24 protein-coding genes are annotated in these 24,274 nt (G+C 68.4%); 17 read left to right on the top strand and 7 right to left on the bottom strand.

Annotation, left to right across the window (positions count from 1 at the left end):
- Positions 1-26: 26 nt before the first annotated feature.
- The 3 genes from ABD768_RS05320 (at position 27) to ABD768_RS05310 (ending at position 3,631) form a co-directional block, all read left to right on the top strand.
- The gene (locus ABD768_RS05320) at positions 27-1,352 is read left to right on the top strand and encodes a M14 family zinc carboxypeptidase (protein ID WP_344837896.1); all 1,326 of its coding nucleotides are present in this window, start codon (positions 27-29) and stop codon (positions 1,350-1,352) included.
- Between the two features lie 43 nt (positions 1,353-1,395).
- Positions 1,396-1,767, top strand: a complete 372-nt coding sequence (locus tag ABD768_RS05315; protein WP_343977599.1) for a DoxX family protein — start codon at positions 1,396-1,398, stop codon at positions 1,765-1,767.
- Between the two features lie 100 nt (positions 1,768-1,867).
- A complete protein-coding gene (locus ABD768_RS05310; RefSeq protein WP_343977602.1) occupies positions 1,868-3,631 on the top strand; it encodes a proline--tRNA ligase in 1,764 nt (587 codons plus the stop codon).
- A 194-nt stretch (positions 3,632-3,825) separates the two neighbouring features.
- Here ABD768_RS05310 and ABD768_RS05305 read toward each other — a convergent pair whose 3' ends face one another.
- Positions 3,826-4,362, bottom strand: coding sequence for a TetR/AcrR family transcriptional regulator (locus ABD768_RS05305; protein ID WP_344837892.1), 537 nt, complete (start codon positions 4,360-4,362; stop codon positions 3,826-3,828).
- Positions 4,363-4,440: 78 nt separating this feature from the next.
- On the opposite strand from ABD768_RS05305, the gene ABD768_RS05300 reads away from it, so the two are divergent.
- Together ABD768_RS05300 and ABD768_RS05295 are read left to right on the top strand one after the other, a co-directional pair.
- On the top strand, positions 4,441-5,490 hold the full coding sequence (locus ABD768_RS05300; protein WP_344837889.1) for an aldo/keto reductase: 1,050 nt from the start codon (positions 4,441-4,443) through the stop codon (positions 5,488-5,490).
- The gene (locus ABD768_RS05295; RefSeq protein ID WP_344837886.1) at positions 5,487-6,206 is read left to right on the top strand and encodes a DUF998 domain-containing protein; all 720 of its coding nucleotides are present in this window, start codon (positions 5,487-5,489) and stop codon (positions 6,204-6,206) included. The genes ABD768_RS05300 and ABD768_RS05295 overlap by 4 nt, the downstream gene beginning before the upstream one ends.
- 77 nt (positions 6,207-6,283) lie before the next feature.
- Here ABD768_RS05295 and ABD768_RS05290 read toward each other — a convergent pair whose 3' ends face one another.
- On the bottom strand, positions 6,284-6,451 hold the full coding sequence (locus ABD768_RS05290) for a hypothetical protein (RefSeq protein ID WP_344837883.1): 168 nt from the start codon (positions 6,449-6,451) through the stop codon (positions 6,284-6,286).
- A 112-nt stretch (positions 6,452-6,563) separates the two neighbouring features.
- Between ABD768_RS05290 and ABD768_RS05285 the strand changes: the two genes are divergently transcribed.
- Together ABD768_RS05285 and ABD768_RS05280 are read left to right on the top strand one after the other, a co-directional pair.
- Entirely contained in the window at positions 6,564-7,343 is a 780-nt protein-coding gene (locus ABD768_RS05285) for a sulfite exporter TauE/SafE family protein (RefSeq protein WP_344837881.1), read from the top strand.
- A gap of 43 nt (positions 7,344-7,386) precedes the next feature.
- Complete coding sequence (locus ABD768_RS05280) at positions 7,387-8,142, top strand: class I SAM-dependent methyltransferase (RefSeq protein WP_344837879.1); 756 nt, start codon at positions 7,387-7,389, stop codon at positions 8,140-8,142.
- On the opposite strand, the gene ABD768_RS05275 is transcribed toward ABD768_RS05280, so the two are convergent.
- Positions 8,123-9,247 (bottom strand): cytochrome P450, encoded by a 1,125-nt coding sequence (locus ABD768_RS05275; RefSeq protein WP_344837876.1) that lies wholly within the window; start codon positions 9,245-9,247, stop codon positions 8,123-8,125. The two genes, ABD768_RS05280 and ABD768_RS05275, sit on opposite strands and share 20 nt — an antisense overlap.
- Positions 9,248-9,384: 137 nt before the next feature.
- On the opposite strand from ABD768_RS05275, the gene priA reads away from it, so the two are divergent.
- The 5 genes from priA to ABD768_RS05250 are packed head-to-tail and all read left to right on the top strand — an operon-like array spanning position 9,385 to position 16,215.
- Positions 9,385-10,158, top strand: a complete 774-nt coding sequence (gene priA, locus ABD768_RS05270) for a bifunctional 1-(5-phosphoribosyl)-5-((5-phosphoribosylamino)methylideneamino)imidazole-4-carboxamide isomerase/phosphoribosylanthranilate isomerase PriA (protein ID WP_343977623.1) — start codon at positions 9,385-9,387, stop codon at positions 10,156-10,158.
- Positions 10,155-12,452: an HAD-IB family hydrolase gene (locus ABD768_RS05265; RefSeq protein WP_343977626.1), complete on the top strand. Its 2,298-nt coding sequence runs from the start codon at positions 10,155-10,157 to the stop codon at positions 12,450-12,452. The genes priA and ABD768_RS05265 overlap by 4 nt, the downstream gene beginning before the upstream one ends.
- Positions 12,449-13,648: a zinc-dependent alcohol dehydrogenase gene (locus ABD768_RS05260; RefSeq protein ID WP_343977629.1), complete on the top strand. Its 1,200-nt coding sequence runs from the start codon at positions 12,449-12,451 to the stop codon at positions 13,646-13,648. The genes ABD768_RS05265 and ABD768_RS05260 overlap by 4 nt, the downstream gene beginning before the upstream one ends.
- A gap of 54 nt (positions 13,649-13,702) precedes the next feature.
- On the top strand, positions 13,703-15,283 hold the full coding sequence (gene larAH, locus ABD768_RS05255; RefSeq protein WP_344837873.1) for an NPN-dependent hydroxyacid isomerase, LarAH14/15/16 family: 1,581 nt from the start codon (positions 13,703-13,705) through the stop codon (positions 15,281-15,283).
- On the top strand, positions 15,283-16,215 hold the full coding sequence (locus tag ABD768_RS05250) for a lysophospholipid acyltransferase family protein (RefSeq protein WP_344837870.1): 933 nt from the start codon (positions 15,283-15,285) through the stop codon (positions 16,213-16,215). Before larAH ends, ABD768_RS05250 begins: the two co-directional genes overlap by 1 nt.
- Positions 16,216-16,277: 62 nt before the next feature.
- Here ABD768_RS05250 and ABD768_RS05245 read toward each other — a convergent pair whose 3' ends face one another.
- Positions 16,278-16,943 (bottom strand): hypothetical protein, encoded by a 666-nt coding sequence (locus ABD768_RS05245; protein WP_344837868.1) that lies wholly within the window; start codon positions 16,941-16,943, stop codon positions 16,278-16,280.
- Between the two features lie 33 nt (positions 16,944-16,976).
- On the bottom strand, positions 16,977-17,663 hold the full coding sequence (locus tag ABD768_RS05240; protein WP_344837865.1) for an SDR family NAD(P)-dependent oxidoreductase: 687 nt from the start codon (positions 17,661-17,663) through the stop codon (positions 16,977-16,979).
- Between the two features lie 140 nt (positions 17,664-17,803).
- Between ABD768_RS05240 and ABD768_RS05235 the strand changes: the two genes are divergently transcribed.
- The 5 genes from ABD768_RS05235 (at position 17,804) to ABD768_RS05215 (ending at position 22,236) form a co-directional block, all read left to right on the top strand.
- Positions 17,804-18,625 (top strand): helix-turn-helix domain-containing protein, encoded by an 822-nt coding sequence (locus ABD768_RS05235; RefSeq protein WP_344837862.1) that lies wholly within the window; start codon positions 17,804-17,806, stop codon positions 18,623-18,625.
- A 58-nt stretch (positions 18,626-18,683) separates the two neighbouring features.
- Complete coding sequence (gene hisF, locus ABD768_RS05230) at positions 18,684-19,445, top strand: imidazole glycerol phosphate synthase subunit HisF (RefSeq protein ID WP_344837860.1); 762 nt, start codon at positions 18,684-18,686, stop codon at positions 19,443-19,445.
- A gap of 5 nt (positions 19,446-19,450) precedes the next feature.
- Positions 19,451-19,909 carry a MarR family winged helix-turn-helix transcriptional regulator gene (locus tag ABD768_RS05225; RefSeq protein ID WP_343977648.1) on the top strand — a complete coding sequence of 153 codons (459 nt, stop codon included), beginning with the start codon at positions 19,451-19,453 and terminating at the stop codon, positions 19,907-19,909.
- Between the two features lie 231 nt (positions 19,910-20,140).
- Positions 20,141-20,650: a MarR family winged helix-turn-helix transcriptional regulator gene (locus ABD768_RS05220; protein WP_344837858.1), complete on the top strand. Its 510-nt coding sequence runs from the start codon at positions 20,141-20,143 to the stop codon at positions 20,648-20,650.
- On the top strand, positions 20,650-22,236 hold the full coding sequence (locus tag ABD768_RS05215; protein WP_343977665.1) for an MDR family MFS transporter: 1,587 nt from the start codon (positions 20,650-20,652) through the stop codon (positions 22,234-22,236). The genes ABD768_RS05220 and ABD768_RS05215 overlap by 1 nt, the downstream gene beginning before the upstream one ends.
- 3 nt (positions 22,237-22,239) lie before the next feature.
- On the opposite strand, the gene ABD768_RS05210 is transcribed toward ABD768_RS05215, so the two are convergent.
- The gene (locus ABD768_RS05210) at positions 22,240-23,610 is read right to left on the bottom strand and encodes an MFS transporter (RefSeq protein WP_344837854.1); all 1,371 of its coding nucleotides are present in this window, start codon (positions 23,608-23,610) and stop codon (positions 22,240-22,242) included.
- A 75-nt stretch (positions 23,611-23,685) separates the two neighbouring features.
- Positions 23,686-24,273: an ArsR family transcriptional regulator gene (locus ABD768_RS05205; protein ID WP_343977671.1), complete on the bottom strand. Its 588-nt coding sequence runs from the start codon at positions 24,271-24,273 to the stop codon at positions 23,686-23,688.
- Position 24,274 lies beyond the last annotated feature (1 nt).

The raw sequence follows: 24,274 nt of genomic DNA, 5'->3' as shown, positions 1-24,274 counted from the left end.
CCCACCGCCCCGGTCGAAGACTTGCTGTGCCATTGGCCGGTTTGGCCTCCGTCGCGATCGCCGTCGCCGGCTTCGCGCCCGGCCCCTCTGCAGCCGCGCCCCAGCCCGAGGTCGACACCACTCCGTCGTACTACTCGTTCAAACTGCCCGCTGGGGTGACCGTCGCCGAGCTGGTTCGCGACGGCTACGACATCACCCACGGCCACGGCACCCGCCCGACGCTGGTCGCGACCCCTGCTGAGGTTGCTCGCCTTCGCGATCGCGGCGTGCTCGTCGGCAAGACCGGCAACGTCTACCAGCCCGTGATCCGCACAGCCTCGGACCTGGCCGGTACTACGTACTACGGCGGCTACCACACGGCAGCGGGCCATGAGCAGCACAACGCGGCCGTCACAGCCGCCCACCCGGAGCTGGTGAAGCTGTATGACATCGGCGACTCGTGGAAGAAGACGAAGGGGCAGGGCGGGCACGACATCCAGGCTCTGTGCATCACCAAGCTGACCAGTGGCGACTGCGCGCTGGACAGCACTTCTGGCAAGAAGCCGAAGTTCGTCCTGCACACCCAGATCCACGCGCGGGAGGTGGCGACGGGGGAGATCGCGTACAAGTGGATCGATCTGCTCGTCTCGTCGTACGGGACGGATCCGGCGATCACTTCGTTGCTGGACACCCGGGAGTTGTGGGTGATCCCGATCGCGAATCCTGATGGTGTGGACGTGGTCGCGTCGAACCCGACGCAGCCGGTGATGCAGCGCAAGAACGTCGACAACTCCGCGGGTGGGTGCCCGGCCGCTGATGCGGGTGTGGATCTGAATCGCAACTCTAGCTTCCAGTGGGATGTGGAGCAGGGTGGGCCCTGCGACGAGACGTATCCGGGGAAGAGGGCCGTTTCGGAGCCGGAGACGATCGCGATCCAGGGGCTGCTGGACAAGATCTTCCGCGACACGAAGGGGGCGGTCGGTGAGCCTGCGGCGGCCGACACGACCGGGGTGTTCCTGACGTTGCACAGTTTCGGCAACGACATCCTGGCGCCTTACGGGTATACGAACACGGCGGCTCCGAACAAGGCCGCGTTGGTTGCCTTGGGCAAGAAGATGGGGGCGCTGAACGGGTATCCGGTGTCGACCGGTGACGGCGGGGTCGGGTACTTCGCGCCTGGGGCGACGGACGACTGGCTCTACGGGACTCGCGGCGTACCGTCGTACACGTTCGAGATCGGGCCGGACTCGGGGAGCTGTGGCGGGTTCTTCCCCTCGTACTCGTGCTTCACGAGCACCTTGTGGCCGGCGCAGAAACCGGCTCTGCTGTACGCCGCGCGCGCGGCCGCGACGCCGTACGGGAAGCTGCCGTAAACCTGGCTACCCGTGGGTAACACGATCGGCTAAGGTCGTCGGCATGAGCAGACGGAGCAGGAGCACCACCGGACTGGCAGTGCTTTTCGGTGTCATGGGGGTGCTGCATTTCGTGAAGCCGGAGCCGTTCGAGCGGATCGTGCCGCGGCAGTTGCCGCGCAAGAAGGAGCTCGTCTACGCCTCGGGCGTCGCCGAGCTCGCCTGCGCGGCCGGGCTCCTGCACCCACGGACGCGGCGACCGGCAGGCCTGCTCAGCGCGGGCCTGCTGGCCGCCGTGTTCCCGGCGAACGTGCAGATGGCGCTCGACCTGAACCGGTCCGCGGGGCCGCGGGCGAGGGCGATCGGATTCGCCCGGCTGCCGCTGCAGATCCCGCTGATCCGGGCGGCGCTGAAGGCGGCCCGCGAGGGGCGCTGAGGCGGGGCTGTGGAAAGGTGGTGAGAGTACTACCCGTCGGCGGATATCCTCTTTGCCGACAGTAGTTCTTCCACCACTCGTTCACTGCTTGGAGACTCCCGTGATACTGCGCATGTCGTCGCTGTTCCTTCGCACCCTTCGCGAGGACCCGGCGGACGCGGAGGTCCCGAGCCACCGGCTGCTGGTCCGGGCCGGCTACATCCGTCGCGCCGCGCCCGGTATCTACACCTGGTTGCCGCTGGGCCTGAAGGTGCTGCGCAACGTCGAGAACATCGTCCGCGAGGAGATGGACCGGATCGGCGCGCAGGAGCTGGTCTTCCCGGCGCTGCTGCCCCGCGAGCCCTACGAGGCGACCGGCCGCTGGACGGAGTACGGGCCGAACATCTTCCGGATCAAGGACCGCAAGGGCGCCGACATGCTGCTCGGGCCGACGCACGAGGAGATGTTCACCCTCGTCGTGAAGGACCTGTACTCGTCGTACAAGGACCTGCCGCTGTCGATCTACCAGATCCAGAACAAGTACCGCGACGAGGCCCGGCCGCGGGCCGGCGTGCTGCGCGGGCGCGAGTTCGTGATGAAGGACTCGTACTCGTTCGACATCGACCAGGACGGGCTGCAGGCGTCGTACGAGCTGCACCGCAAGGCGTACATCGCGATCTTCGACCGGCTCGGCTTCGACTACGTGATCGTGGCCGCGATGTCGGGCGCGATGGGCGGGTCGGCGTCGGAGGAGTTCCTGGCGATCGCGGAGAACGGCGAGGACACGTTCGTCCGCTCCCCGGGTGGGTATGCGGCGAACGTCGAGGCGGTCGTGGTGCCGCAGTCGCCGGCTGTCGATGCCTCCGGCGTGCCTGCTGCTGAGGTTGTCGACACTCCGGACACGCCGACGATCGATACGTTGGTCGACGCGCTGAACGCGAAGCATGCTCGGGCGGATGGTCGCGAGTGGACGGCTGCTGACACGTTGAAGAACGTGCTGGTGATGCTCGTGCATCCCGACGGGACGCGGGAGCCGTTGGCCATCGGCGTACCGGGCGACCGGAACCTCGACGAGAAGCGGCTGGGCGCGCAGGTCGAGCCGGCCGAGGTCGTCGCGTTCGAGGAGTCGGACTTCGAGAAGAACCCGGCGCTGGCCAAGGGCTACATCGGGCCGGGTGTGCTGGGGGCGGAGAACACTTCGAAGATCCGGTACCTGCTCGATCCCCGTGTGGCTGAGGGTTCGGCCTGGGTGACGGGTGCGGACAAGACCGGCTTCCACGTCATCAACCTGGTGTACGGGCGCGACTTCACCGCTGACGGCACGATCCAGGCGGCTGAGGTGCGCGACGGTGACGAGGCGCCCGATGGTTCGGGTCCGCTGTCGTCGGCGCGCGGGATCGAGATGGGGCACATCTTCCAGCTCGGCAAGAAGTACGCCGAGGCGCTGGACCTGAAGGTGCTCGACCACAACGGCAAGCTCGTCACGGTCACCATGGGCTCGTACGGCGTCGGCGTCACCCGCGCCGTCGCCGCGATCGCCGAGGGCAACCATGACGACCTCGGCCTGATCTGGCCGCGCGAGATCTCGCCCGCGGACGTCCACCTGGTTGCCACCGGCAAGGATGCCGAGGTCTTCGAGAAGGCGGCGTCGATCGCCGCCGAGCTGGAGTCGCGCGGCCTGACGGTGCTGTACGACGACCGGGAGAAGGTCTCACCCGGCGTCAAGTTCAAGGACGCCGAACTGCTCGGCGTCCCCACCATCGCCGTGGTGGGCAAGGGCCTGGCCGACGGCACCATCGAGGTCAAGGACCGCCGCTCCGGCGACCGCACCGACGTCCCGGTCGCCGAAATCGTCGACCACCTGGTCTCAGTCGTCCGCGCCTGACCCGCACACCAACCGCCGCTCCCACCTTCGGGTGGGAGCGGCGGTTTTGGTTGCTGGCGGCAACCGATGGTCGTCGGCGCATACCCAATCCGCTTGGGCAAGCGATTACCGCGGCGTGTCGGGCGGGCTGGCGGGAGTTATGCGTGCATGGCACTCCGGCCCGCCAGCAGGGTCGGCAAGGGGCGGCCGGGGAGCTACGGCTGGGGGCGGAGGCCGTCGAGGATCAGGGCGAGCATGCGGGGGGAGCGGTCGTGGGGGCCGGGGGGTGTGCGCCAGAGGGCGGCCGTTAGTTGCAGGTAGTCGCCGGGGTCGGCGTCGGGGCGGATGGTGCCGGAGGTCTTGCCTGCGTCGAGCAAGGTTGTGATGGCCGTGATGACCGGGTCGTAGGTCTGTTCGGTGATCGTTTGGTGGGCGGTGGGGCTGAGGGCGTCGCCCAGGCCGTGTTTGCGGCGCATCGCTTCGACCAGGTCGGTGGTCCAGCGCTGGAGGGCCTCGACGGGAGTCAGGTCGGCCAGTAGGCCGGGGACTGTCGAGATGAGTCGTTCGACCTCGTCCTGGTAGACGGCCAGGAGCAGGGTCTCCCGGGTGGGGAAGTTGCGGTACAGGGTGCCGGCGCCGACGCCTGCGCGCTGGGCGACCTGGTTCATCGACGTGGCGCCGTCCTCGGTGAAGGCCTCGCGGGCGGCCGCGAGGATGCGGGCCCGGTTCTCCCGGGCGTCTGAACGGACCATGCGCAGCCTCTTCTTGCTAAGTGGAGAGTTCTCCACTACCGTAACTGGAGAACTCTCCGCATAGCTTAGAGGAGCATCATGCAGTACATCAAGCTCGGCACCACCGGCCTCGACGTGTCCCCGATCGCGATCGGCGCGATGACGTACGGCGAACCCGACCGCGGCCATCCCGTCTGGTCGAAGAGCGAGGACGAGGCGCGACCGCTGATCCAGCACGCGCTGGACGCCGGAATCAACTTCTTCGACACCGCCAACATGTACTCCAACGGGTCCAGCGAGGAGATCCTCGGCCGGGCGCTCAAGGACTTCGCCGACCGCGACAACGTGGTGATCGCGACCAAGCTCCGGCACCCGATGCGCACCGGCCCCAACGGCCGTGGTCTGTCGCGTAAGGCGGTGATGACCGAGGTCGACCACTCGCTGCGCCGGCTCGGGACGGACTACATCGACCTGTACCAGATTCACCGCAACGATCACGCCACGCCGTTGGAGGAGACTCTCGAGGCGCTCAGCGATCTCGTGAAGGCCGGCAAGGTGCGCTACCTCGGCGCGTCGTCCATGCACGCCTGGGAGTTCGCGAAAGCACTGCACCTGCAGAAGCAGAACGGCTGGGCGCGGTTCGTGTCGATGCAGGACCACTACAACCTGCTCGCCCGCGAGGAGGAGCGGGAGATGATTCCGCTCTGCCTCGACGAGGGGGTCGGCACGATCATCTGGTCGCCGCTGGCGCGCGGCCGGCTCGCTCGTGGCTGGGACGACGCCCGGTCGACGCAGCGGTCCGAGACCGACGGCGCCTATGCGGACATGCTCTACTCGCCGGAGCAGGAAGCATCCAATCGCGCGATCATCGACGCGGTCGGACAAGTTGCCCAAGGCCACGAAGTCAGCCGTGCGCAGGTCGCGCTCGCCTGGCTGCGGAGGCAGTCGGTCGTCACCGCGCCGCTGGTCGGGGCCGGCTCGATCCAGCAGATCGACGAGGCGGTGGCGTCGCTCGACGTCGAGCTCAGCGCTGACGACGTACAGGCTCTCGAGGCTCCGTACACGCCGCGGTACGACTGGCAGGGCATCTCCGACGAGGCCGAACTGGAAGCCATCCGCCGGCGCGTCCCCGGAATGGCGCTGCGATGAAGACCATCCTGCGGGCCGGCGCACCGGCCCGCACCGGAGCGCTTCTCATCTTCCTCGGTCCGCTCATCTCCTGGGTCGCCGAGTTCGTCACCGCCGCGGCCTGGCAGGACCCCCACTATTCTCCCTTCTACAACTGGGTCAGCCACCTCGGGCTGACCGGTCCGAGCCAGGTCGCCTTCCAGCAGGTCGGCAACTCTCCGCTCGGCGCGGTCATGGACACCGGCTGGGTGCTCTACGGAGTACTGCTGATCGTCGGCGCCTTTCTCGCCTTCGATCTCCGCAAGGGCGTTCGCCCGGTTCTGGTTGTCACCCTCGCCACGATCTCCGGCGTCGGTGTCTCACTCGTCGGCATCTTCCAGGGCTCGAACGCGAACGTCGACAGCGGGCTGATCGCCTTCCACACCTTCGGCGCCCAGGGCGTGATGATCGCCGGGAACATCATGGCCGTCGTCGTCGGCGTGACCGGCTCCCGGATCGGCCTGACCCGCGGACGCTCCATCGCCAGTACCGTGCTCGGCATCGCCGGCCTGGTCGGGTTCGTGGTCTTCATGATTGACGTCTTCACCGGCTGGATGTGGAACATCGGTATGTTCGAACGCTCCGCGATCTACCCGATCATGGTCGGCCACGTGCTCCTTGGCAGCGGCCTGATCGCTGCCCGGCGGCCCGAAACGTCCCCTTACCTGGCGGCCACCGCTGCCCGAGTGTCGAGCTGAGGACAACCAGATACCGCCGAGAGCCTTCTCGCCCACGGCCTCGCGGCCCAAAGCTGATCAGCGGGCGTCTATCTGGATCAGGGTTTGCCGTGTTGCTGGGTCACCTCGGGGCGGCTGGGGAGCGTGATGTGGACGCGGCCGGGGCCGATGTGGGACAGGCGGGCATCCAGGTGGGCCATCAGGCCCTGGCGGTCGAAGCTCGAGCGGATGCGGTCCTGGATGGCTGGGCTCGCCTGCTCGTCCACAGGAGCTCTCCTTGGGGGCTACGTCACATCGAGGGCTGTAAGGGTAGAGCGGGATAATGGGCTTACCTGATGATGGAGCCCGTGACTGACTATCGCCGCGCACGGGGTTGCAGTGCCTGATATTTCGCTGTGGACGCTCGTGTTCTTGGTGGTGGCCGCGTTCTCGGCCGGCTGGATCGACGCGGTGGTCGGTGGTGGCGGGCTGATCCAGTTGCCGGCCATGTTGCTGGGGCTGCCGAACGCATCGCCGGCGCAGATCCTCTCGACCAACAAGATCTCGTCGTTGTTCGGTACGACGACCAGCGCGATCACCTTCGGCATCAAGGTCAAGCCCGACCGGCGGACTGTCCTCCCACTGGCCGGGCTGGCCGCGATCGGGGCGGCGGCCGGCGCGTTGGTGGCGACGCAGATCCCGATGGCATGGTTCAAGCCGATCGTGCTGGTGTTGCTGGTCGGGGTCGCGCTCTACACCTGGTTCAAGCCGGACCTCGGCTCCGCGACCGTACTGCGCTTCGACGGCCGGGCCCACTACCTCGCGGCAAGCCTGGTCGGATTGCTGATCGGGTTCTACGACGGCGCGGTCGGCCCAGGTACCGGCTCGTTCCTGATCTTCGCGCTGGTCGGGCTGATGGGCTACAACTTCCTCCGGGCCAGCGCCAAGGCCAAGATCGCCAACGTCGCCACGAACCTCGGCGCCATCCTCGTCTTCGCCGCCCACGGCGCCCCGCTGTGGCGGCTCGGCCTGATCATGGGCGCGGCCAACATGCTCGGCGGTCTGCTCGGCGCCCGTACCGCGGTCGCCCGCGGCTCGCGTTTCGTCCGGGTGATCTTCCTGGTCGTCGTCTCGGCGCTGATCCTCCGCCTCGCGTACGACGTGTTCTGGCCGCGCTGAAAACCCGGTGCCGGGGCCGACACCCAATCGCTAGGCTCGGGAAATGGTGGACTACGACACTCGGCTACATCAGGTCTACGCCCAAGGACGCGCCCTCCCCGCAGACAGCCTGAACACCTGGATGCAGGCAGCCGCCGGATTCGCGCCTCCCACCCGCCCACTGACAGTCCTCGATCTCGGCTGCGGCATCGGCCGCTTCACCCCGGCGCTCGCCGACACCTTCGGCGGTCCCGTCTACGGCGTCGAACCGTCGGCCCGGATGCTGGAGCAGGCGACCGCACACCCCGACGTCACCTACCTCGAAGGCTCCGCCGAGGCGATCCCGCTGCCCGACACGTCCTGCGATCTGGTCTGGCTCTTCCTGACGATCCACCACTGGTCCGACCCGCTTCAAGGCCTCCGTGAGGTCTACCGGGTACTGCGCCCAGGCGGCAGCGTCATCCTCCGGACCCAGTTCGGCGACCGTATGCCGGACCTCTACTGGTACCGGTACTTCCCCAGTGCCCGTCGCGTCGACGCGCAGATGTACCTGCCCTTCGACGAGGTCCGGGCCCTCGCGACGCGGGCCGGGCTCCAAGCCGAGGAGGAGCCGCACTGGGTCGACGTCACCGAGCCGCGGACCCAGCGGGCGACGTATGAGCGGCTGAAGTTGCGGGCGTTCTCGACCTTCGAGCACATCGCCGAGGACGAACTCGACCGCGGATTCGCTCAGTTCGAACGCGACGCGGACGCCGACCCGGACCGCGAGGTGCCCACGTTCCCTGCAGGCGTCCTGTTGCTCAGGCGACCGTCCAGCTGACATTGACCGCTGTCGGCTTGCGGAAGACCAGGCCATGCGGCGGGGGAGAGGACGGCTCGAGTCGCAGGTCGGGCAGCCGGGTGAGGATCTCCGTGAGGGCGCTGACCGCCTCAAGCCTGGCCAGATGCATGCCCAGGCAGATGTGCGGACCGCTGGCGAAGGCGAGATGACGACGGGCGTTCGCGCGCTGGACGTCGTACCGATCAGGATCAGGAAACACTGACGGGTCGCGGTTGGCGCCGGCCAGCGAGACGCTGACGAAGTCGCCACGCTTGACCGAAGCGCCACCCAGCGAGACGTCGCGGGTCGCATAGCGGTCGACCACTGCGGCGGCAGGCTCCAGGCGGAGTGACTCCTCGATCGCGTTCGGGATCAACGACGGATCGGCCAGAACCAAAGCAAGCTGGGACGGGTTGGTCAGCAGATGCCAGAGGCAATTGGTGATCATGCCCTCGGTCGTCTCGATGCCGCCGAACATCAGCACGGCGGCGTTGGCGACCACCTCGTCGGTCCCGAGCCCCGCAGCAGCCGCCTCGGCGATCAGCGAGTCCGAGTGATCGATGCTCCCGGCAACATGTTGGTGAAGTTTGGCGAACGCGGCAGCACCTTCGGCGGTAACAGGCAGCCCGGCGGCGATCCCGCTGACCGAGGAGGAGATGTCCTGATACCAGTCGAGCACGGTCGCCGCATCGGTCCGGTCGAGCCCGAGCGAGTAGGCGACCACCGCGACCGACAACGGCCCGGCCACCGTGGTCCGGAGGTCGGCAGACCCCAGCGGAGCGATCGCCGAGACAAGCCGATCGGTCTCCTCGGAGACGAACGAGGTGAACCGCGCCCGGGTCTGCGCCAAGCTGAACGGATGCTCGAACGGCGCCCGGTGCTCACCATGCACGGAACCGTCCAGCGACAACATCGACGGCCCCACCACCTGCGCCGTCGAGAACCGCGGGTCATCCACAGTGAATGTCGACGGATCCCGCATCACCTCCATTGCCAATGCCCGGCTGGCCACCACCCAGCCCCCCAGCGCATCGCTCCACCCGACCGGGCGCACACTGGCCAGGTACGGGTGCGGATCCTGCTCCAGCTCGGCCACGGTAGTCATGCTCAGCAGCTTACAAACGACCACCGACTGGCTAAGACCACTCCACGTACTGGTATTGCTGCGACAGATCCGATCTCAACGACTCAGCGGGGCACTGGGTTACAAAACCGCCGGCTTCGCCATCTAGGGTGTGGGCCATGTCAGTGTCTGATTCGGCCCCCACCCCACCGCCCCGGTCTGGGACTCTGGTGCTGCTGCCTGCCGTCGATGTGGCGGATGGGCAGGCTGTTCGGTTGGTCCAGGGCGAGGCCGGGAGCGAGACCTCCTACGGTGACCCGCTGGCCGCGGCGATGGCCTGGCAGGAGGCCGGCGCGGACTGGATCCACCTGGTCGATCTGGATGCCGCGTTCGGTCGTGGCAGCAACCGTGAGTTGCTCGCCGAGGTGACCGGCAAGCTCGACGTACAGGTCGAGCTGTCCGGTGGCATCCGCGACGACGACTCTCTCGAGGCTGCCCTGGCGACCGGCGCGCGCCGGGTCAACATCGGCACCGCCGCGCTGGAGGACCCGGAGTGGTGTGACCGGATCATCTCGCAGTACGGCGACCGCGTCGCGATCGGCCTGGACGTCCGCGGCCGCACGCTGGCCGCCCGCGGCTGGACCAAAGAGGGTGGCGACCTGTACGAGGTGCTCGAGCGACTCGAGCGGGCCGGCTGTGAGCGGTACGTCGTCACCGACGTCACCAAGGACGGCATGCTGCAGGGTCCCAACCTCGACCTGTACCGCGACCTGTGCGCCCGCACCGAGAAGCCGATCGTGGCCTCCGGCGGCGTCTCCAGCCTGGACGACCTGCGTGCGCTGAGCACGCTGGTCAGCGACGGCGTCGAAGGCGTCATCGTCGGCAAGGCTCTGTACGCCGGCGCGTTCACCCTGACCGAGGCACTCGAACTCACCCGTGGAGGCGACAAGTGAGCCTTGCCGACAAGCTGGCAGGCAAGAAGGTCCTGGTCACCGGCATCACCGGATTCGTCGGTGAGGCCCTGCTGCACCGGATGATCGGGGACCTGCCCGGCACCACGGTGGTCGCGATCATCCGACCGAAGGGGTCCCTCAAGGGCACCGACCGGATGGCGCAGATGCTCAAGAAGGACATCTTCAAGCCGTTCTACGGCGAGGGCACCCCGTACGCCGACGCCGCCGAACTCACCGCCGCCCGGGTCGAGGTCGTCGAGGGCGACCTGTCCGACGTACCGGCGCTGCCGAAGGATCTCGACATCGTGGTGCACTGCGCCGGCGACGTCTCCTTCGACCCGCCGATCCACGAGGCGTTCACCACCAACGTGCTGGGCACCAAGAGCCTGCTCGAGCGCATCGTCGAGGCCAGCGACGGCCGTCCGGTGCACTACGTCCACATCTCCACCGCCTACACCGCGGGCCGTCGCCGCGGCGCGATCCCGGAGGCCCCGGTCGACCACAACGTCGACTGGCGCACCGAGGCCGAGGCCGGGATGGCGATGAAGGCACGGATCGAGGAGACCTCGCGCAGCGCCGCGATGCTGATCAAGTTCCGCAAGGAGTCGGAGAAGCTGCACCGCCGGGCCGGTCACCTGACCGCGGCGGCCGACACCGAGCGCCGGCGTACCGAGTGGGTCGCCAAGAAGCTGATCGAGACCGGCACCGAGCGCGCCCGCAGCCTCGGCTGGACCGACTGCTACACCTTCACCAAGGCGCTGGGCGAGCGGGTGGTCGAGGAGTTCGCGGCCAAGCTGCCGACCTCGATCGTCCGGCCGGCCATCATCGAGTCCGCGGTCCAGAGCCCGCACCCGGGCTGGATCGAGGGCTTCAAGATGGCCGAGCCGCTGATCCTGGCCTACGGCCGCGGTGAGCTGCCGGAGTTCCCGGCCAGCCCCGACTCGGTCGTCGAGATCATCCCGGTCGACCACGTCGTCGGCGCGATCTGCGCGGTGATGGCGACCGAGCCCGAGCTGTCGAAGCCGGAGTACTACCACGTCAGCTCCGGCGCCCGGAACCCGCTGACCTTCGAGCAGCTGTACGCCGGTGTGCGCGCGTACTTCTCCAAGCACCCGTTCGACCTGGGCGAGCGCGGCGCGGTCCGGCTGCCGGTCTGGAAGTTCCCCGGCGGCGACTCGGTCGAGAGCATGCTGCGGTACGGCGAGAAGGCGCACAAGATCGCCGACCAGATCATCATGCACGCGCCGCGCGGCGAGCGGACCCGCAAGTACGCCCGCGAGCTGGACGTGCAGAAGCGCCGGATCGACTTCCTCCGCCGCTACATGGACCTGTACTCCGAGTACGCGCAGGCCGAGCTGCAGTTCATCGACGACAACGTGCTCGCCCTGCACAACGCGCTGGAGGGCGACGACCAGGAGAAGTTCTGGTGCGACACCTCGATCGTCGACTGGCAGCACTACCTGCAGGAAGTGCACTGCCCGAGCGTCACCGACTCGCTGCGCCGGCTGGACGTGGTCCGGAAGAAGCGGAACAAGTCGCTGGCCGAGTCGGCCGGCGTGCTGAAGAAGGTGACGCCCTCGGAGGACTCCGAGATCATCGCCGCCTTCGACATGGACGGCACGCTGCTGTCGTCGAACGTGATCGAGACCTACCTGTGGATGCGGCTGCCCGAGCTGGACAGCCACCAGCGGGTCGGTGAGATCGGCGCGATGCTGCGCAAGCTGCCGAAGCTGATCTCGGCCGAGCGCAAGGACCGCGGCACCTTCCTGCGGACGATCTACCGCCGGTACCAGGGCGCCGAACTCGAAGAGCTCAACAAGATCGTCGACGAGACGCTGGCCGGCCACGTGCTCGAGCGGCTGAGCGGGGCTGCCGTCCGGCGGATCCGCGAGCACAAGGCGGCCGGTCACCGGACGATCCTGATCACCGGCGCCGTCCGGCCGCTGACCCGGCCGCTGGAGTCGCTGTTCGACGAGATCGTCGCGGCCGAGCTGGCCGTCGACGACCGCGGCCGCTGCACCGGGTACCTGACCGGCCCTCCATTGGTGGGCGAGTCACGCGCCGCGTGGATCAAGCACCGCGCCCGCGGCACGAACATCGACCTGTCCAAGTCGTACGCCTACGCCGACAGCCACTCGGACCTGCCGATGCTGACCACCGTCGGCAACCCGGTCGCCGTCTCGCCGGACGTGTCGCTGTTCCGGGCCGCCCGGGCCGCGCGCTGGCAGATCGTCGACTGGAAGACACCCGCCACTTCTTCGCGTCTGGAGATCCCCGGGGTGAACGCCCGATGATGCTCGCGCTCGAGATGTACCGCTCACCGGCCAAGTTCCTGGCCGCGAAGGCGATGGGCAGCCGGATCCCGGCCATCCTGACCGGCCCGGCCGCGCCGCTCCGGCTCGTCACGATCGACGAGCCGAAGGCCGACCGGGAGGGCTGGGCGCGGATCCGGCCGATCCTGTCCGGCATCTGCGGCTCCGACCTCGGCATGGTCACCGGCCACACCAAGCTGTACTTCTCCGCGCTGGTGTCGCTGCCGTTCGTACCGGGTCACGAGATCGTCGGCGAGCTGCTCGACGACTGCGAGGACCTGCCGAAGGGCACCCGCGTGGTGATGGACTCGGTCCTCACCTGCGCCGCGCGTGGCGTGGAGCCGTGCGAGAGCTGCTCGTCGGGCCGTACCAGCCTGTGCGACCGGATCACCGTCGGCCACGTCTCGCCCGGACTCCAGACCGGCTTCTGCCAGGACACCGGTGGCGGCTGGGGCAACGTCATGGTGGCTCACCGCAGCCAGCTGTACGCCGTACCGGAAGGCCTCTCCGATGAGCGGGCAGTCCTGGTCGAGCCGCTGGCCGGTGCCGTGCACACCGCGCTCCGGGCCAAGATCGAGCCGGGCCAGTCCGTACTGGTCAGTGGCGCCGGCGCTGTCGGGCTGTTCGCGACGCTCGCCCTGCGCGAGCTGACCCAGGCCGGCCGGATCACCGTCGTCGCCAAGCACCCGAAGCAGCGTGAGCTGGCCCGGGCGTTCGGGGCGAGCGACGTGGTCGCGCCCGACGAGGTCTTCCGGGGCGTCCGCCGGGCCACCGGTGCCTTCCGGCTGAAGCCGGATCTGAACGCCAAGGAGTTCCTGCTCGGCGGGGTCGACGTCGCCGTCGACGCGGTCGGCAGCAAGGACTCGATCGACACCGTGCTGCGGGTCACCAAGGCCGGCGGCCGGGTGGTCCTGGCGGGCATGCCGTCGACGGGTGCGGATCTGTCGCCGGTGTGGTTCCGTGAGTTGGAGCTGACCGGGACGTACGCGTCCTCGCGGGAGGAGCCGAACGGGCGTCCCGCCTTCGAGACCGCGCTGGAGATGGCCCAGAAGGCTCCGCTGGACGGGGTCGTCGGGGCGCGGTACCCGCTCTACCGGTGGCGTGAGGCGCTCGACCACGCGCAGTCGGCCGGTCGCCTGGGCACCGTGAAGGTCGCCTTCGATGTGAGGGCGTCATGATTGCCGCCACTGTTGTTGCTGCACCGTTGAACGTACGACGAGAGAGGTTCTGACATGTCTCGGCCAGGGTTTGTGCTTGAGGTGGACGACCGGACGCCGCCGCTGCTCGTGCACAACGGTGAGGGTTTCCTGCTGGAGCGGTTCCCGCTCGGTACCCGGGTGGTGTACCCGCCGGAGTCGCTGCCGGCCGTGCGCGACGTGGAGGAGGCGATCCAGAACGCGCTGCTCAACCCGCTGGAGTCCGAGCCGCTGCCGGAGCTGCTGTTCGCCGGGATGAAGCTGACCATCGCGTTCGACGACATCTCGATCCCGTTGCCGCCGATGAAGAAGCCCGACATCCGGCAGCGGATCATCGAGCAGGTGCTGACGATGGCCGCCGACGCGGGCGTCGACGACGTCGAGCTGATCTCGGCCAACGCGCTGCACCGCCGGCTCACCCCGAACGAGCTGCGCGACATCGTCGGCGAGCGGGTCTTCCGGTCGTTCTACCCCGACGGCAAGCTGTACAACTTCGACGCCGAGGACGAGGCGAACCTGGCCCACCTGGGGCAGACCCGGCACGGCGAGGACGTCGAGATCTCCAAGCGGGCGGCCGAGTCCGACCTGCTGGTCTATGTGAACGTGAACCTGGTGGCGATGGACGGCGGCCACAAGTCGACGTCGATCGGGCTGGCGTCGTACAAGTCGCTGAAGCACCACCACAACAGCCACACGATGATCCACTCGCGCTCCTTCATGGACCACAAGCGGTCGAAGATGCACGAGTCGGCCTGGCGGATGGGCGAGATCCTCACCCAGCACGTCAAGGTCTTCCAGATCGAGACCACGCTGAACAACGACATCTTCGGCGGGCCGCTGGAGTTCCTGCAGAAGCGCGAGTGGGAGTGGTCGATCAAGGACCAGGCCGCCTATCTGGGCGCCAAGCGCGGTCTGGACATCGCCCCGACCCGGGTCCGGCGCAAGATCTTCCAGGACGTCCGGGCCAACTACGGCCTGACCGGCGTCACCGCGGGCAAGATCGAGCCGGTGCACGAGAAGACCATCGAGGCGGTGCACCGCCAGCACAAGGTCGAGGTCCAGGGCCAGGCCGACGTGGCGATCATGGGCGTGCCGTTCGTCGGCCCGTACAACGTGAACTCGGTGATGAACCCGATCCTGGCCGCCTGCATGGGACTGGGCTACTACTTCAACTCCTACCTCGGCCAGCCGATCGTCCGCAAGGACGGCGCGGTGATCCTGTACCACCCGGTCGACTACGAGTTCAGCCAGCTGCACCACCCGTCGTACGTGGACTTCTTCGAGGAGGTGCTGTCGGAGTCGACCGACCCGGCCACCATCGAGGCGAAGTTCGAGAAGCAGTACGCCGAGGACCCGTGGTACATCCACCTGTACCGCACCTCGAACGCGTACCACGGCGTGCACCCGTTCTACATGTGGTACTGGATCAGCCACGCGCTGGACCACTGCGGCGACATCGTCTGGGTCGGCGCGAACCGCAAGACGGTCGAGCGGATGGGCTTCCGGTCCGCTTCGACCCTGCAGGACGCGCTCGAGATGGTCAGCCACTCGGTCGGCCGGTCGCCGTCGATCACGTACCTGCACAACCCGCCGCACCTGCTCGCGGACGTCCGCTGATGGGCGCGAGCCTGGTCCGGTTCAGCCGGGACACCGCGCGGGACGTGAAGCAGGTCGCGCGCGGCTTCCGCTGGGGACGGCGTCAGCAGGTGCCGCGGTCGGCCGAGCCGTACGTGGTGAAGAAGGAGTCGTCGGTCTTCCCGACCAAGTGGGCGCGTACGCCCGCGGCGATCGCAGTCCGGGAGGTCCTGCAGAAGGGCGCCCTGAACTCGGTACTCCGCTTCGAGGTGAACCCGCAGGTGAGCGGGCTCGACTCGCTGCGCAAGGTGCACGGGCCGGCCGTCATCGTGGCGAACCACTCGTCGCACCTGGACACGCCGCTGGTGCTCTGCACGCTGCCCGACGACATGCGTCGCAAGACGGCCGTCGCTGCCGCGGCGGACTACTTCTTCGACACGTGGTGGCGGGCGACCGCGTCGGCGATCGTGTTCAACACGTTCCCGATCGAGCGCCGCGGCGGCAAGCTCAGCGCGACCCCGGGCGACCTGCTCGCGGACGGCTGGAACGTCGTCGTCTTCCCCGAGGGCACCCGTTCGCCCGACGGCTGGATGGAACGCTTCCGGATGGGCGCGGCGTACATCGCCGTCGAGCAAGGCGTCCCGGTGATCCCGGTCGGCATCAAGGGCTCCTTCGCCGCGATGCCGCGCGGCCGCGGCTGGCCGGTTCCCGGTCGCCCGACGGTCGCAGTCCGGTACGGCGACCCGCTGTACCCGGCCGAGGGCGAGTCGGCCCGCGACTTCGCCCCACGCATCTCGGCCGCCGTGTCGGCCCTGCTGGACGAAGAGGCATCCACCTGGTGGGAGGCCCGTCGCCGGGTAGCCGCCGGCGCATCCCCATCCCAATCCGGCCCCGACGCCGCCCGCTGGCGCCGAGTCTGGGCGTCCACCACGCCGGTCAAGCCTGCAGAGCAGAAGCGCAGGGCCTGGAAGTAAAGCTCGAAATCAGAAGGGCGGTCGCTCAGCGGCCGCCCTTCTGCTGTTCATCGCTCGCGAGTTCAGCTCTGCTGATCCAGCTCGTACAGGCGAGTCTCCAGCAGCGGGCCGACCTGCTCGATCCCGGCGCCGAGATCGAGCCACGACCGCTCCCGCGCCTCCGGCTCGTCCATCCCGGCGACGGCCAGCGTGTAAACGCCGGTCAGCACCTCCCGCTCACCCGATGGTTGCTGCACCGACAAGACGAACTGCACGGCCAGCCCGGTCCGCACCACCCGCACCTTGCCCGGATCGTCCTCGACTGGTTTGCCGCCGGTGACGAACGAGGGCTCGCCGGTGAACCTCAGCCACTGGACCTCGGCCCCCGCCACCTGCGCCGCCAACGACATCTCAATGCTGTCCCGAACAACCTGCCCGGGATCGTCTCCCAGCCACTCGAGCCAGTGGTCCGGCTCGGTGAGCGCGCTGAAATCGTCCCGTGGGGGTGTGTGCTTCGCGTTGGGGACGAACTCGCCGGTGAGCTGGCCGGAGTCGTCGACGCGCCAACCGCCGCGGATCGCCTCGGGCGGTACTGCGCCGTCCGGATCGTCGACCCAGTCCGCGTCGATGTCGTAGACCCAGCCACCCGGAGTACGGGCCGCTTCGGCGACCAGCTCGGGCGGTGGCGTCCGCATCTCGGTGGCGAGCTCAGCTGCCGGCTTCTTCTGCCACGGTCTGGGAATCTTCACTGGCCAAGTCTGGCCTAGTGGCTCGGCGGCGGCTCACCAGGGCAGTTCTCCGGTCTCGTCCTGGAAGGTTCCGGTCGGACCGTCCGGGCCTATGGTGGCCAGCCGGACCACAAAGGCCGCACTCTGCTCGGGTGACCGGCCGATTCCGAAGGCCGCGGTCATGTCAGTGGCGGTGGTGCCGGGCTCGACCGCGTTGAACCTGATCCCGGGCTCCGCCTTGGCGTACTGGATCGTCAGCATGGTGGCCGCTGCCTTGGACGCCGAGTAGAGCGCGACCGGCAGGTGGTACTCCGGCCGGTCGGGGTTGTTCACCGCCCAGAACGATCCGGCGCTGCTCGACACCGTCACGACGACGGGATTGGTGGACCTGCGCAGCAACGGAAGGGCCGCCTCCGTCACCCGGACGATCCCGACCGCGTTGGTGTCGAACACCCGTAGCGCTTTCGGTCCGTCGATGGTTCCGTCGCCGAGGACTCCCGCGTTGTGCACCAGAACATCGAGCCGGCCCTCGTCCGCGCCGATCGTCGCCAGCGCCTTGCCCACCGAGTCGTCCTCGGTCACATCGAGCTGGACGAACCGCGCGCCGAGCGTTGCCGCGGCCTGCTCACCCCGCTCGACGTCCCGCGCCCCGAGGTAGACCACGTGCCCTAGCTCGAGGAGCTGTCTGGCTGTCTCGAAACCGATGCCCTTGTTGGCTCCGGTGATCAGTGTGACCGTCATACGTCTGCGTCTCCTGTCGAAATATCCGGCCCGAGTGGACCGTTGAAGACGCTATGAGCAGCCACTCGCCGCAACCAGAGCCCTCTCCAGCCCGGGGTGTCGCAGGACCCCCTCTGCTGAACGGCCGAGCCGGACGCAACTTGCTCGGCGCGTTCTTGCGGGCCCGGCGCGAGCTGGTGACGCCTCAGCAGGCGGGCCTTCCTGAGGTCGGCGTGAGGCGGGTACCCGGTCTGCGGCGCGAGGAGGTCGCCATGCTGGCCGGCATCAGCGCCGACTACTACCTGCGGCTCGAGCGCGGCCGGGATCGCAACCCGTCCGTCCAGGTGCTCGAGTCGGTCGCGCGCGTACTACGGCTTGACGACGACCACCTCGCTCACCTCAAGTCCCTCGTCTCCGAGGCGCCCCGGGCGGGTGGCCATCGAGCGTCCGCGGAGATCCCACCGTCCGGTGCGCTCAAGCTCCTGGACTCCCTGGCGCAACCTGCTTTCATCGAAGGCCGATACTTCGACATCCTGGCCTCCAACAGTCTGGCCCGGGCGTTGTCTCCCGGTCTCGCCGTGGGTGGCAACCAGTTGCGCGACTTGTTCCTGGAGCCGGCGGAGCAGGCTCTGCATCCGGACTGGCAAGACGTCACCGAGTGCCTGATCGCGAACCTGCGGCAGTCCGTGGGTCACGACGTCGACGATCCGCGCCTGCTCGAGCTGATCGGCGAACTGTCCGGCGCGAGCGACCGGTTCCGCGCACTCTGGGCCCGCCACGAGGTCCGTGGTCAGCGTGGCGGGCCGCTCCGGATCAATCATCCGCTGGTCGGCGAACTGACCCTGAACCGCGAGCGACTGCAGATCGACGGAGCAGCCGGCCTGAAGCTGGTCGTGTATCACCCCGACGCCGGGTCGAGCGATGCGGACAAGCTGGCCCTGCTGGCGTCCGCGGCGAGCCGGCCGCTGGCCGTTACCGGCTAGGTCGCTCAACCACCGGTATCAGCGCCAGTCTTGCCGGGCTGGTCGGTACCCTTGGCGCGTGAGCCTCGCCGTGCGTGTGATCCCCTGCCTGGACGTTGATGCGGGCCGGGTGGTCAAGGGTGTCAATTTTGCCGACCTGCGCGATGCCGGGGATCCGGTGGAGATGGCTCGGTTGTATGACGCCGAAGGTGCCGATGAGCTGACGTTTCTCGACATCACCGCTTCGTCGGGGTCGCGCGAGACGACGTACGAGGTGGTCGGGCGGACGGCTGAGCAGGTGTTCATTCCGCTGACTGTGGGTGGTGGGGTGCGCGAGGCGGCTGATGTGGATCGACTGCTGCGCGCCGGGGCGGACAAGGTCGGGATCAACACCGGCGCGATCGCGCGGCCGGCCGTGATCGAGGAGATCGCGCACCGATTCGGCAATCAGGTGCTGGTGCTTTCTCTGGATGTCCGCCGGTCCGCAGGGCAGCCGAGTGGTTTCGAGGTGACGACGCACGGTGGGCGGAAGTCGGCCGGGCTGGACGCGATCGAGTGGGCGCGGCGCGGCGCCGAGTTGGGAGCGGGCGAGATCCTGCTCAACTCGATGGATGCCGACGGCACCAAAAAGGGTTTCGACCTGGAGCTGATCCGGGCGGTGCGCGCGGTGGTCGACGTACCGCTGATCGCGAGTGGGGGAGCGGGGTTGCCCGAGCACTTCCCGCCGGCGGTCGAGGCGGGCGCGGACGCGGTACTGGCGGCCAGTGTCTTCCACTTCGGCGACCTGCGGATCGCGGACGTGAAGAAGGACCTCCGCGACGCCGGCGTCGTGGTCAGGTGAGCGACATGGTGACCGAGAACAGTCAGCGGCTGGTCGCTGACGTCGAGCACGAGCTGTCCAACCTGTTCCGCCGGTCGCGCTCGGCCCAGATGATGATGGCCCGTCGGGTGCACCCCGAGATGGACGCCGCCGGCTATGCGCTGATCTCGCAGATCGAGTTCGGCACCGCCTCCGGTCGTGCCGGCGTCCGGGCCTCCGATGTCGCCCAGGCGCTCGGCCTCGACAAGTCCACCGTCAGCCGCGGCCTCAGCCAGCTGGAGACCCTCGGCCTGATCGAGCGAGTTGGCGACCCCGACGACGGCCGGGCCCGTCTCCTCCGCCTCACCGAAACCGGCGCCGAACGCTTCGGCGCCATGCGAATCCAGCGCCAAGCCGAGTTCCGGGCCATCCTCGACCGCTGGGAAACCCCCGACCTGGCAGCCCTGGCCCGCCTGTTGGCCCGCCTGAACCTCGACCTGAGCTAGTACTCGGCCCTGGCCGCCGCGCATGGGTGGGTCGCGGAGGGCCAGGATGAGCGGCTGGGCGGCTGGGTGAGGTGCCTATAGTCGCGGCGTGGACAACGTCTTGGACAATCCGGTGTTGAGTTCGTTGCCTCTTCGTCTACCTCACCAAACCCGGCACCCCCAGCGCCCAGGCGCTCTACTTGCTGGCCCATATGGTTGCAGAAACCAACTAAATGTGTATATAGTTGGGGTATGCAACTAGTCCAGCAGACCTCTGTCCCGGAGGTGGAGCGGGATACGCCGGCCCACGAAGTGCTCGATGGAGTCAGTTCGCTGATCCGGGCCGTGCGTTGTATCGAGCACCGGCACCTGTGGCCCGACTCCGGGCTGCGGCGCGCCGACGCGAGTGTGCTGAAGGTCCTGGCCAAGGACGGCGAGCAGCGCGGGGGTGAGATCGCCACCAAGCTGGGTGTCGACGCCTCCGTGGTGAGCCGGCAGTTGACCGCGCTGGAAGCCGACGGACTGGTGAGCCGTCGGCCCGACCCGGCAGACGCCCGGGTGTCCCTGATCCAGCTCAGCGAACGCGGCCGAGACCGCCTGCACGCTCTGTACGCCGGCTACGCCCGGCAACTCCGCTCCGCACTGGCGGACTGGGATGACGACGAACTGGCCGCGGCTGCCGCAACCCTGCGCCGCGTGGCCTCCGCCGTCACCGAGGCCGCTGAGTTCGCGAAGCAATCAAACCCCTCGACTGGAGACTGATGACTGTCACCGAGACCCGGCCGCAAGCGCCCGCTGCGCCGGAACTCACCCACCGCGAGATCCTCGAGATCCTGGTCGGGCTGCTCGCCGCGCTGTTCACGGCGATGCTCAGCTCGACGATCGTCAGCAATGCCCTGCCGACGATCATCGCCGACCTCGAGGGCTCCCAGACGCAGTACACCTGGGTCCTCACCGCGAGCCTGCTGGCCACCACGGTGTCCACCCCGATCTGGGGCAAGCTGTCCGACCTGATGAGCAAGAAGCTGCTCGTCCAGCTGGCGATCAGCCTGTTCGTGGTCGGCTCCGCACTCGCCGGTATGGCCCACAACGTGCCGTTCCTGATCGGCGCGCGCGTGCTGCAGGGTCTGGCCATGGGTGGTCTGATGGCGCTCGCCCAGGCGATCATCGGTGCGGCGATCCCGCCCCGCGACCGCGGCCGGTACTCCGGTTACATGGGTGCCGTGATGGCCGTGGCCACCGTGAGCGGCCCGCTCATCGGCGGCGTCATCGTCGACACCTCCTGGCTCGGCTGGCGCTGGTGTTTCTACGTCTGCGTCCCGCTCGCCGTGATCAGCCTGGTCATCCTGCAGAAGTACCTGCACCTGCCCCTGTTCAAGCGTGAGGTCAAGGTCGACTACGTCGGCGCGGTGCTGATCAGCATCACCGCCAGCCTGCCGCTGCTCTGGGTGACCTTCGCCGGTCACGACTTCGACTGGATCTCCTGGCAGTCGGTGCTGTTCGTCGGTGGCACGATCCTGTTCGGCATCCTCACCGTGATGGTCGAGAACCGGGTTCGCGAGCCGCTCGTTCCGCTCAAGGTGGTCCGGCAGCGCACCACCGCGCTGGCGATCGTGGCCAGCATGGCCGTCGGCGTCGCGATGTTCGGCAGCGCGCTCTTCCTCGGTCAGTACTTCCAGGTCGCCCGCGGCTACAGCGCGACCGAGGCCGGGTTGCTGACCATCCCGATGATGCTCGGCTCGTTCATCGGCTCCGTCGGAGCCGGCCAGATGGTGACGCGGTTCGGCAAGTGGAAGCGGTACCTGATCGCCGGCGGCGTCCTGCTCACGGCCGGTCTGGGCATCCTCGGCACCATCGACCACACCAGCCCGTACTGGTACGTCGGTCTCGGCATGCTCTTCATGGGCATCGGGATGGGCATGATGATGCAGAACCTGGTGCTCGCCGTACAGAACACCGTCGACGTCAGCGAGATCGGCGCCTCCAGCGCGTCCGTGGCATTCTTCCGGAGCCTCGGCGGTGCGGTCGGAGTCGCAGTTCTCGGGGCCGTCCTGGCCACTCGGGTCAAGGATCTGCTGATCGAGGGCCTCCTGCACGGACCGGGTGGCGCGGCAGCTGCGGCCAAGCTCCAGCAGGGTGGCTCGGACGGTACGAGCCTGCTGGACGTCAACCACCTGCCCCCGCAGTTGGCTGAGCTGGTCCGGCAGTCGTACGGCGATGCGACCGGCCGCATCTTCCTGATCGCGGCCGCCTGTGCGCTGGTCAGCTTGATCGCGGTCTTGTTCATCAAGGAGATCCCGCTGCGACGTACGGTTGCCAAGCTCGACGAGCCGATCGAGCTGGACTGACCGTCACATCGCCGGTGGTTCGAGCCCGTCGAGGTCGCGGGTCCGGATGATCGGCGAGGGGAGCAGCCACAGTACGGCGAGCAGGCCGCCGGCGGCGGAGATCAGCAGCGTCTCCCGGACACCCAGCCAGGTGCCCAGGAGGCCGCCGATCACCGCGCCGAGCGGCCGTACGCCGTAGTTGATGCTGCTGAACGCGCCGGCCACCCGGCTGCGCATATGGTCGTGGGTGACCGAGGCCTGCAGCGAGTTCAGCGGTACGTCGAAGCACATCACCGCGAACCCGCCGACGAACTCGGCGGCGGCGACTGTGGCAGCCCGCATCCAGACCGGTCCGCCGGCGAGCGCGACGATCCCCAACGAGGCCGGGAAGACGACCGAGCCGAGCGCGATCAGCCGCCCGGCGCCGATCAGCCGGGCCAGCCGGTTCGCGGCGAGCGCTCCCACGAGCCCACCGCTGGCGCCGACCCCGAACGCGACACCGATGGTGCCGGCCGACAGGCCCAGGTTGCGGCTGGCGAACAGCACCAGCAGCGCCATCCCGATCATGTTGAAGAAGTTCACCGTGGTCGCGCAGCCGAGACTGGCGCGCAGGTACGGGTGCTTGAGCAGGTACTTCATCCCGGCCCGTGCCCTGGTCAGCAACGACTCCTCGCCGTCGTCGGCCGCGCCCGGCTCGACCTTGAGGCGGCTGACCTGGAACGCGGAGAAGAGGAACGACAACGCGTCGACGAGGAGTGCGATCGGTGCCGTCAGCCATTGGATCAGCAGACCGCCGACCGCTGGACCGGCGATGAACGAGATCGATCTGGTGGACGCCAGCTTGCTGTTCGCTTCGAGGTATTGCTCGCGCTTCACCAGTCGTACGAAGAAGGATGCATAGGCGGTGTTGAAGACGACGTGCGCGGTGCCGGCGAGGATCGCGATCGCGTACAGCTGGCCCAGACTGAGGATGTCCAGCCAGTAGGCCACCGGCAACGACAACAGCAAGACGGTCCGGACGAGATCGGCCGCAATCATCAACGGCCGCTTGTCCCGATGCTGGTCGACCCAGGTCCCGATGAACAACGACGCGAGGTTCGGCAGCCAGACCGCTGCGGTCAGGAAACCAACCTGGCTCGGCGAAGCGTTGAGCAACGTCACTGCGATCAAGGGCAGAGCGAGCTCGCTGACCCGGTCGCCGAACTCCGAAACGCTCTGGGCCGACCAGAACCGCCGGAACTGCCGATCACGCCACAAGCTGGCGGCGCCTCCGGCGCCCGCCTCGCCCGGCGCGGAGGGCGGAGGTGAGCCCGGTGATGTCTCCTGGCCCGCCAGGGCGGCTGGCGCCGATGCAGGCACGCCGGTATCGGCGGGTGGTTGGGCTGGAGTGGTCATGGCGGTCCTCACACGGCGGGTCAGGTGGTTGCTTGGGCACTGCCGGACGGTGGTCGCTCTTCGAGCGGCAGCGGGTCAGGTGGTTGCTTCGGGCAATGACATGCGGATGTGGCGGACCGGGCGGGCGTCTTGGGGGGCGCCGGATTCGCCGCGTTGGACGTAGGGGGCGAGGAGCTCCTCGATCGCGTTCTCGATCGACTCGGCTTCGGCGAGGGTGATGGTCAGGAGGGTGTTCGAGGAGCCGGTGGAGCGGGACCAGGCCGGGTCCAGGACGGGCTCGGTGTCGGAGAGCCATTGCTGGACGTGGTCCAACGCCTGGCTCATCATCTCGGTGCGGAGCATGCGGCCGGCCTCGGCGCCTTCCGGCGTCTCGGGCATCTCGAAGCGGAAGCCGCGGGCGACCGCTTTCCACCAGCGCTGGCGCTTGTCGGAGCCGCCGTCCGGGGGAGGGCTGTCGCTGACCAGCCCGAACGATTCGAGATGCCGCAGGTGCCAGCTCGTCACCGACGGCGAGGCGCCGACGTGCACCGACAACTGGGTCGCGGTGGCCGGTCCGTTCTTCTGCAGGTAGCTGAGTGCGGCGAGCCGGACGGGATGCGCCAACGCACGCATCGCCTGCGGGTCGGTGATCTCGAAATCGCCGTACGGATTTCTGAGAGACATG

The organism is Kribbella ginsengisoli (assembly GCF_039537185.1).
GTDB lineage: Bacteria > Actinomycetota > Actinomycetes > Propionibacteriales > Kribbellaceae > Kribbella > Kribbella koreensis.
Note: the sequence above shows the minus strand (reverse complement) of the source record. Positions and strands in the feature narration are given on the sequence as shown.